At 65.8% G+C, this 8152-nt stretch carries 8 protein-coding genes and 1 pseudogene; all 9 read left to right on the top strand.

Annotation, left to right across the window (positions count from 1 at the left end; all coding sequences use genetic code 11):
- Window positions 1-313 precede the first annotated feature (313 nt).
- The 9 genes and pseudogenes from rpmH to CSX12_RS18350 all read left to right on the top strand — a co-directional run bounded on the left by rpmH (window position 314) and on the right by CSX12_RS18350 (window position 8152).
- Window positions 314-451 (top strand): 50S ribosomal protein L34, encoded by a 138-nt coding sequence (rpmH, locus tag CSX12_RS18390; RefSeq protein WP_013584598.1) that lies wholly within the window; start codon window positions 314-316, stop codon window positions 449-451.
- 6 nt (window positions 452-457) lie between these two features.
- Window positions 458-814: a ribonuclease P protein component gene (rnpA, locus tag CSX12_RS18385; RefSeq protein ID WP_124896759.1), complete on the top strand. Its 357-nt coding sequence runs from the start codon at window positions 458-460 to the stop codon at window positions 812-814.
- A complete protein-coding gene (gene yidD / locus CSX12_RS18380; protein ID WP_124896758.1) occupies window positions 811-1161 on the top strand; it encodes a membrane protein insertion efficiency factor YidD in 351 nt (116 codons plus the stop codon). Before rnpA ends, yidD begins: the two co-directional genes overlap by 4 nt.
- Before the next feature lie 18 nt (window positions 1162-1179).
- A pseudogene (gene yidC, locus CSX12_RS18375) lies at window positions 1180-2234 on the top strand (membrane protein insertase YidC).
- Window positions 2231-2722: a R3H domain-containing nucleic acid-binding protein gene (locus tag CSX12_RS18370; RefSeq protein WP_017203849.1), complete on the top strand. Its 492-nt coding sequence runs from the start codon at window positions 2231-2233 to the stop codon at window positions 2720-2722. Before yidC ends, CSX12_RS18370 begins: the two are co-directional and overlap by 4 nt.
- 25 nt (window positions 2723-2747) lie before the next feature.
- Complete coding sequence (gene rsmG, locus CSX12_RS18365) at window positions 2748-3383, top strand: 16S rRNA (guanine(527)-N(7))-methyltransferase RsmG (protein ID WP_017203848.1); 636 nt, start codon at window positions 2748-2750, stop codon at window positions 3381-3383.
- A 1345-nt stretch (window positions 3384-4728) separates the two neighbouring features.
- Window positions 4729-5655: a ParA family protein gene (locus CSX12_RS18360; RefSeq protein ID WP_026049928.1), complete on the top strand. Its 927-nt coding sequence runs from the start codon at window positions 4729-4731 to the stop codon at window positions 5653-5655.
- The gene (locus CSX12_RS18355) at window positions 5655-6647 is read left to right on the top strand and encodes a ParB/RepB/Spo0J family partition protein (protein WP_124896757.1); all 993 of its coding nucleotides are present in this window, start codon (window positions 5655-5657) and stop codon (window positions 6645-6647) included. Before CSX12_RS18360 ends, CSX12_RS18355 begins: the two co-directional genes overlap by 1 nt.
- A gap of 56 nt (window positions 6648-6703) precedes the next feature.
- Window positions 6704-8152, top strand: a complete 1449-nt coding sequence (locus CSX12_RS18350; RefSeq protein WP_206427111.1) for a sugar porter family MFS transporter — start codon at window positions 6704-6706, stop codon at window positions 8150-8152.

Genomic DNA, 8152 nt, shown 5'->3' with positions numbered 1-8152 from the left:
GACGCTCCGGACGAGGGATCGAGGCGGGGTCGACGTGCCGTGCCCCTGTGGATAACTTCGGATGCCACGGTAGTCACCCCGGCTGTGAACGGCAACCTGCCCTTGAAAACACACGCGCGTGTTGCGCGCGCCGGGCATGCCGCGGTTGTGGATAATGGCTGTGCGGTTTGTGCCGGACGTCGAGCACCGAAGCGCGCAGATTTGCTCTGCGCGCCAGTAAGACGTACCCTAAGTCGGTTGACTTATGCCTTTTCGGCAGTTCCCCATGTCTCCGGTCGAAGTGAATCCGGTGGCAGTATTCCGGAGTGATTCCATGAGCAAGCGCACCTTCCAGCCCAACAACCGTCGTCGCGCCAAGAAGCACGGCTTCCGCGCCCGCATGCGTACGCGTGCCGGTCGCGGCATCCTCGCTGCCCGCCGCGCGAAGGGCCGCACCGAGCTCTCTGCGTAGTCCGCTGTGCTCGCCCGCCCCTCTCGGTTGACCCGCGGGAGCGACTATCGCCTGGTCGTTCGACGCGGTTCCCGTTGTGGCGGAGCGCGCGTCATCACGTCGATGCTGTCGACGGGCGAGAGCAGAGCCGCGAGGTTCGGATTCATCATCAGCAAGCAGGTGGGCACCGCAGTGGTGCGCAACACCGTGCGCCGGCGACTCAAAGCCGTGTGCGCGGAAGCACTGCCGCGCGTCCCCGAGGGCACGGATGTCGTCATCCGTGCCCTTCCTGCGTCCGCGAAGGCGTCCTTCGCGGAACTCGAGGCGGACGTCCACCGTTGCCTCGGCAGACTCTCCGCCTCCGCGCCGGCGGGATCGTCATGACCGCGCTGCCGGCGTCGTCCATCGGCACGGCGCGGCTGCAGGGTCGCGATGTGCTCCGCAGCATCCCGCTGATCCCGCGGAACCTCGTTCTCGGGTTCCTCACCGCGTACCGCAAGGTGATCTCGCCGATGTACGGGGATGTGTGTGCGTATTACCCCAGCTGCTCCGCCTACGCTGTAGGTGCGGTGCAGCAGCACGGTGCTGTGAAGGGAGCGATGCTCTCCGCATGGCGCATCCTTCGCTGCAACCCCTGGACCAGCGGTGGCGTCGACGACGTCCGTCCGCATGACCACTTCCGTTACGACCTGACCGCGCACGGTTTCGTCGTCCCTTCCCGAAAGGACTGATCGGTGGGTCTTGACCTTCTGCTCGCCAGCGCCACCCCCAGCCAAGAACCGGCTGCGGGTGGATTCGACCTGATCGGCACCATCCTCTGGCCACTGAAGTGGGTGGTCGAGCTGATCCTCGTCGCCTGGCACTGGCTCTTCACCACCGTCGGACTCCCCGCCGCATCCGGCATCACCTGGGTGCTGTCGATCGTCGGTCTCGTCATCGTCGTGCGCGCCGCGCTGATCCCGCTCTTCGTGAAGCAGATCAAGAGCCAGCGGAAGATGATGGAAATCGCTCCTGAACTGCGAAAAGTTCAGGAGAAGTATCGCGGCAAGAAGGATCAGCTCTCTCGCGAGGCGATGAGCCGCGAGACCATGGCGCTGTACAAGAAGCACGGCACGACGCCGATGTCGAGCTGTCTGCCGCTGCTCGTGCAGATGCCGATCTTCTTCTCGCTGTACAGCGTGCTGAGCGACGTCAGCAAGCACGCGCGAGACAACATCGGTGGTGTCGGTCTTCTCAGCCCGGAGCTGACGAAGGAGTTCTACGACGCCAAGCTGTTCGGTGTGGCCTCGCTGCACGAGACGCTCGGCAACGCGGTGGACGCCCAGAACACGACGGCCATCATCATCCTGGTCACGCTCGTCGTCCTCATGATCGCGTCGCAGTTCTTCACGCAGCTGCAGATCATCTCCAAGAACCTGTCCCCCGAGGCCAAGACCGGCCAGGCGTACCAGATGCAGAAGATCATGCTGTACGTGCTGCCGCTCGGCTTCATCTTCTCGGGTGTCTTCTTCCCGCTCGGCGTCGTCGTGTACTGGTTCATCTCGAACCTCTGGACCATGGGTCAGCAGTTCCTCGTCATCCGTGAGATGCCGACGCCGGGTTCCGAGGCCGCCAAGGCTCGCGAGGAGCGCTTGGCTCGCAAGGGCAAGGCGATCGATTCGTCCGGCAAGGTCGTGCCGATGGCAGCGTACGAGGCGGAGCAGCAGCGCCTGCTCGAGGAGGCGGAGAAGGCGAAGGCCGCCGCCCCAAGCGTCAGCAGCCTGTCGGCAAGAAGCGTGCGAAGAAGAAGGGGAGCGGTTCATGAGCGAGGTCGTGACCGAGAACGACGTGCCCACGGTGGCACAGCTGGAGCACGAGGGCGACGTCGCCGCCGACTACCTCGAGGAGCTGCTCGACATCGCCGACATCGATGGCGACCTGAACCTCGACGTTCGTCAGGGCCGCGCCTACGTCTCCGTGGAGGCAGAGGGTGACGCGCTCGCGCTGCTCTCCGCTCCCGAGACGGTGCAGGCGCTGCAGGAGCTGACGCGCCTGGCTGTGCAGAGCAAGACCGGTTCCTTCTCGCGCCTCATCCTCGACATCGCCGGCTCGCGCGACACGCGCCGCCGTCAGCTGGAGACCCTGGTGGACGCCGCTGCCGCGAAGCTCGACGAGGGATCCTCGCAGGCGTCGCTGCCCTCGATGTCGAGCTACGAGCGCAAGCTGGTGCACGACATCGCTGCGGAGCGTGGCCTGGTGTCCGAGTCCTACGGCGAGGGCGCCGACCGTCACACGGTCCTGCGTCGTCGTTGATGGCTCAGAACCCTGCTTCCACGCGATGACCGGCGAAGATCTCGTTCTGGAGGAGGAGCCCGCGGTCGCCGCGCAGCTCTTCGCGGACCGAATCGATGCCGCCCGCGCCTTCACCGCAGCACTTGCGCGTGAGGGGGAGGAGCGCGGTCTCATCGGTCCCCTGGAACTCCCGCGCCTGTGGACTCGTCACATCCTGAACAGTGCGATCGCGGCACCACTCTTCCACGGTTCTGTCGCGGACATCGGCTCTGGAGCCGGACTCCCGGGTATCGTGCTCGCCATCGCCCGTCCGGACGTCACCTGGACGCTCGTCGAGCCGATGGAGCGTCGCATCACCTGGCTCACCGAGCAGGTACAGGCCCTCGGGCTGGAGAATGTCACCGTACTCCGTGCTCGTGCGGAGGATGTCCGGCCGGTGGGCGGGTTCGATGTGGTGACCGCCCGCGCGGTGAGTGCACTGCGGACCTTGATCCCGATCACCGCCCCGCTCGTCCGCGACGGCGGGGAGCTGACACTCCTTAAAGGAATGAACGCTGCGAACGAGATCGAGGCCGCTCAGAAGCAGATCAAGAAGTTCCGGCTGAGTGATGTGCGCGTAGAGGTTCTGGGCGAGGGAGTGCTCCCGGAGACCACTCGTGTCGTCCGGGCCCGGGTTCGGTAGCCGTCCCGTCGTCTGAGCGGGGTGTTTCACGTGAAACACCCCGCTTTCGCGTTCGGTGCCGTCGTGATGACGCGCGTGCTCGTCGAGTTTCACGTGAAACGGTCGCGGTCGGCCAGGATGCGCTCTGCGGCTGTGATTGGTTGATGTGTGGGCGGCAACTCCTTCGCGTCGCCGAAGCGTGAGCTACGCCTGCGCAGCGGCAGTCCCCTACGGCGCAGGGACGTCTAGGAGGAGTCGCGCCGAGCGATGTTTGACGTGAAACGTCTGGATCAGGAGACGCTTGCCAGCGAGATGACGTGGGTTCTCACTTGATGGGCCGTGTGCCGAACAGAGGTCTCGCTCTCCCGGAGGATTCGGTCGACACACTCTCCCTGGTGGTGATGGCCGACCAGGCGCCGACACCCGCACGCAGTGCGTACCAACCGAAGTGGAGGTCTCGCACCTCCTTGGCAATGGGTGTTTCACGTGAAACATCAGAGCGCGGGCCGGTGGCTTCGCACGGAAGGTGCTCGTCGCCATCGATCTCCGCTTGTAGGCCGAGTCGGTGGTGTTGGCGCACGTAAGTCGGTTGGTGGCTCAAGGTTCAGCGAGGGCACCCGACGGCTGCGGCTCGGTGTTTCACGTGAACACAATCGCTTCTCGGCGGCCGATCGGCGCTGTGACCGGGTATCACCGACGTGGAGTGGATGCGGGAGCAGAAGTGCGTCCTGGGGGGAGAGGGCGACACTTGGAGCACGGGCCTGTAGCCGGCGCGATCCGTCGTGACCTGCGCATCCTGTAGCTGCTTGTTCTCGTCCGCCCGGCGCATCGCAGGGGCAGGTGGTGGGTCGGTCAGGTCCCGCTGGAACGCTCGGCGTGCACGGGTCAGCGCTCTCGGCGAGTTGTGCCCTGAGAGACAGGCTCGCCCACTTGATGCGGAACAGCTACGGGGCGTGGGCAGACGGTACACAGGCACGCACCGTTTCACGTGAAACGGACGGTCGATGACCTCCGCAGGCCACTTCGGGATTGTCCGCGGGAGCGTCGCCTCGGCGGAGCGGGGGCCGCTTTGTCGGGATTTCACTATGCCGCGGCGAAAGGCCAACGGGCATTACTCCGGCGGATGGGATGACAGTTGGGCGTGTGTCAGTGCCCCCAGGCCCCCATCCCGCAACCAGAGCGTCCGTTCCAGACCCCGACCGTGTGAGGCGGCCCCTGTTTCACGTGAAACAAGGGACGCTTCTCCCGCAGCTCCGCGATGACGATGTAGAGGTGCGGTACCGCTCATTCCGCGCCGCGACCGGGCCACTGGCGAGGGAACGTCGGCGCGAGCGATTAGAGTGGAACGCGGCCCCGAAAGGAGTGGATGTTTCACGTGAAACAGTCCGAAAAGGCTTCCTCGAACGAATCGTTCGGGATGGATACACCGCTCGCGCGGGAACTCGCCGACCTGTCCGCCCGGAGACGCGCGCTGGAGAGCACCACGGTGCAGTTCACGGGGGAGACCCGAGTGCTGACGGTGTCGAACCAGAAGGGTGGCGTCGGCAAGACGACCACCGCGGTCAACATCGGATCAGCACTGGCCGCGTTGGGCGCGAAAGTCCTGGTGATCGACCTCGATCCGCAGGGGAACGCCTCCACGGCACTCGGGGTGCCGCACAGTGCAGAGGTCCCCAGCGTCTATGACGTACTGATCGATGAGATGCCTCTCGCCGACGTCGTGCAGCCGAGTCCGGAGAACCCGAACCTCTTCTGTGCGCCGAGTACCATCCACCTCGCAGGCGCCGAGATCGAGCTCGTCGCCCAGGTGGCACGAGAGCACCGCCTGCGACGTGCTCTGGATGTGTACCTCGCTGACCACCCGATGGACTTCGTCATCATCGACTGCCCGCCGTCGCTCGGTCTGCTCACGATCAACGCCTTCACCGCTGCGTCTGAGGTCTTCATCCCGATCCAGTGCGAGTACTACGCGCTGGAGGGGCTGAGCCAGTTGCTCGGGAGCATCCAGATGATCCAGAAGCACCTGAATCCGCCGCTGCACCTCTCCACGATCCTGCTGACCATGTTCGACGGGCGCACGCGCCTCGCGCAGCAGGTCGCCGAAGAGGTTCGCACGCACTTCCCGGAACAGGTGCTGGAGACCGTGATCCCGCGTTCGGTCCGGGTGTCCGAGGCTCCGAGCTTCGGACAGACCGTGATCGCCTACGACGGACAGTCCGCCGGAGCGATCGCCTATCGGGAAGCGGCTGTCGAGATCGCGTCGCGCACCGCGACACAGAGCAAGGAGAAATGATGGCCAAGCGCACTGGACTGGGTCGGGGTATCGGCGCCCTCATTCCGACCGCCGATCAGGCGGAACGTCCTGTCGACGTCTTCTTCCCCGGAGCGAGCCTGCGGCAGACCGCGGTGGACGAGGCCGCCCCGGCGGAGGAGTCGCAGCCGGACACCGAGGTCGACACCCCCGATCTGGAAGCCGTGCCGGGAATCCACCTGATCCAGGTCGACCCGCATTCGATCGTCGCGAATCCGCGTCAGCCCCGCACTCACTTCGATCCGGAGGACCTGGCGGAGCTGGTGCACAGCGTTCGCGAGTTCGGCGTCCTCCAGCCGGTGGTCGTGCGCAAGAACGCCGACGGCGACTACGAGCTGATCATGGGGGAGCGGCGTACCAGGGCCGCCCGCGAGGCAGGGCTCGACGCCATCCCGGCGATCGTCCGCGAGACGGCGGACGAAGATCTGCTCCGTGACGCCCTGCTCGAGAACCTGCACCGTTCGGAGCTGAACCCTCTGGAAGAGGCCTCCGCGTATCAGCAGCTGCTGGAGGACTTCGGCATCACACAGGAGGAGCTGGCCACCCGCATCGGCCGCTCCCGCCCGCAGATCAGCAACACGATCCGCCTCCTCAAGCTTCCGGTGCCGGTGCAGCAGCGGGTCGCGGCCGGCGTGCTCACCGCGGGTCACGCACGCGCCATCCTCAGCCTCGAGACGCCGGAATCGATGCAGCGTCTCGCCGACAAGGTCGTGAACGAAGACCTGTCGGTGCGGGCGACGGAGCAGGCCGCGAAGTCGCGGCCGTCGGCCGGTAAGACCCTGAAGCCGACGCCCGGTGCGCGGCGCGCCTACCTCGATGAGGTCGCCGGCAAGCTCGGTGACCGCCTCAACACCCGGGTGAAGATCGCCCTGGGTGCTCGAAAAGGCCAGGTCACGATCGATTTCGCTTCGATCCAGGATCTGAACCGCATCCTCGAGGAACTGGGCGAGAGCAGCTACGGCGCCGGGCGATAGCCGGGTGGCACGCGGTCCTCTAGACTCGCGTGATCGATGACGATGAGGGGGATGTCATGTCCAGACCAGTGGATGCAGCAGGTATCCGACGCCGCGTGATCGCGGTCAGCATCGCGGCGGCGTTGGGAGGGTTCCTCTTCGGGTTCGACACCGCCGTGATCAACGGCGCCGTCGACGCTCTCGCCGGCGACGTCTCGGGCTTCGACCTCGGCACCGGATTGAAGGGCTTCGCGGTCTCGTCCGCTCTCATCGGCTGCGCCGTCGGAGCATGGTTCGCCGGTCCGGTGTCCAACAGGTTCGGACGCATCCCGGTCATGGTGGTCGCGGCCGGCATGTTCTTCATCTCCGCGATCGGCTCCGGACTCGCGTTCAGCGTCGTCGACCTCATCATCTGGCGCGTGATCGGTGGCCTCGGCGTCGGAGCAGCCTCCGTCATCGCGCCCGCGTACATCGCCGAAGTCTCCCCCGCCGCCATCCGAGGTCGTCTCGGCTCGCTGCAGCAGCTGGCGATCGTGACCGGTATCTTCGCTGCTCTCCTGTCCGATGCGCTGCTCGCCGGAATCGCGGGAGAGGCCGATCAGCCCCTGTGGGGCCTCACCGCGTGGCGGTGGATGTTCATGGTCGCGGCGATCCCCGCCCTCGTCTACGGCCTGGTGTCGCTCCGACTCCCGGAATCGCCGCGCTATCTCGTCCGCAAGGGGGAGATGAAGCGCGCGGCAGACGTGCTCGAGACGGTGACGGGCACGATCGACGTCGACGCCAAGATCAAGGAGATCACGGGCACGATCGACACGGAGCGTTCGGAGTCGCTGCGCGACCTGCGCGGTAACCGTCTGGGCCTGAAGCCGATCGTGTGGATCGGCATCCTGCTGTCGGTGTTCCAGCAGTTCGTGGGCATCAACGTGATCTTCTACTACTCCACGACCCTGTGGCAGTCCGTGGGCTTCGATGAATCCAGCGCCCTCCTCACTTCCGTGATCACATCGGTCACGAACATCGTCGTCACGATCGTCGCTATCCTGCTCGTCGACAAGATCGGCCGGCGCATCATGCTGCTGGTGGGTTCGGTGGGGATGACCGTGACCCTGGGCCTCATGGCCGTCGCGTTCTCGTTCGGCACGCTCGACGCGCAGGGCACCGCGACGCTCCCCGATCCCTGGGCGACGATCGCCCTGATCTGCGCCAACGGGTTCGTGGTGTTCTTCGGCGCGAGCTGGGGTCCGCTGGTCTGGGTCCTGCTGGGCGAGATCTTCCCGAACTCGATCCGCGCCGGTGCCCTCGCGGTGGCCGCCGCGGCGCAGTGGGTCGCGAACTTCTTCATCTCCACGACGTTCCCGGCGTTCGCCGAGATCGGACTCACCTTTGCGTACGGGTTCTACGCCTTCTTCGCACTCCTGTCGTTCTTCTTCGTGTTCTTCAAGGTTCCCGAGACCAAGGGCAAGGAGCTCGAGGAGATGAGCGAGAACATGAAGGTGGAGCGCCGGAGGGGCCCGCAGCCGACGTAG

The sequence above is a fragment of the Microbacterium sp. Y-01 genome, assembly GCF_003856715.1.
Taxonomy (GTDB): Bacteria; Actinomycetota; Actinomycetes; order Actinomycetales; family Microbacteriaceae; genus Microbacterium; species Microbacterium algeriense.
This window is presented reverse-complemented; position numbering and strand designations above follow the sequence as displayed.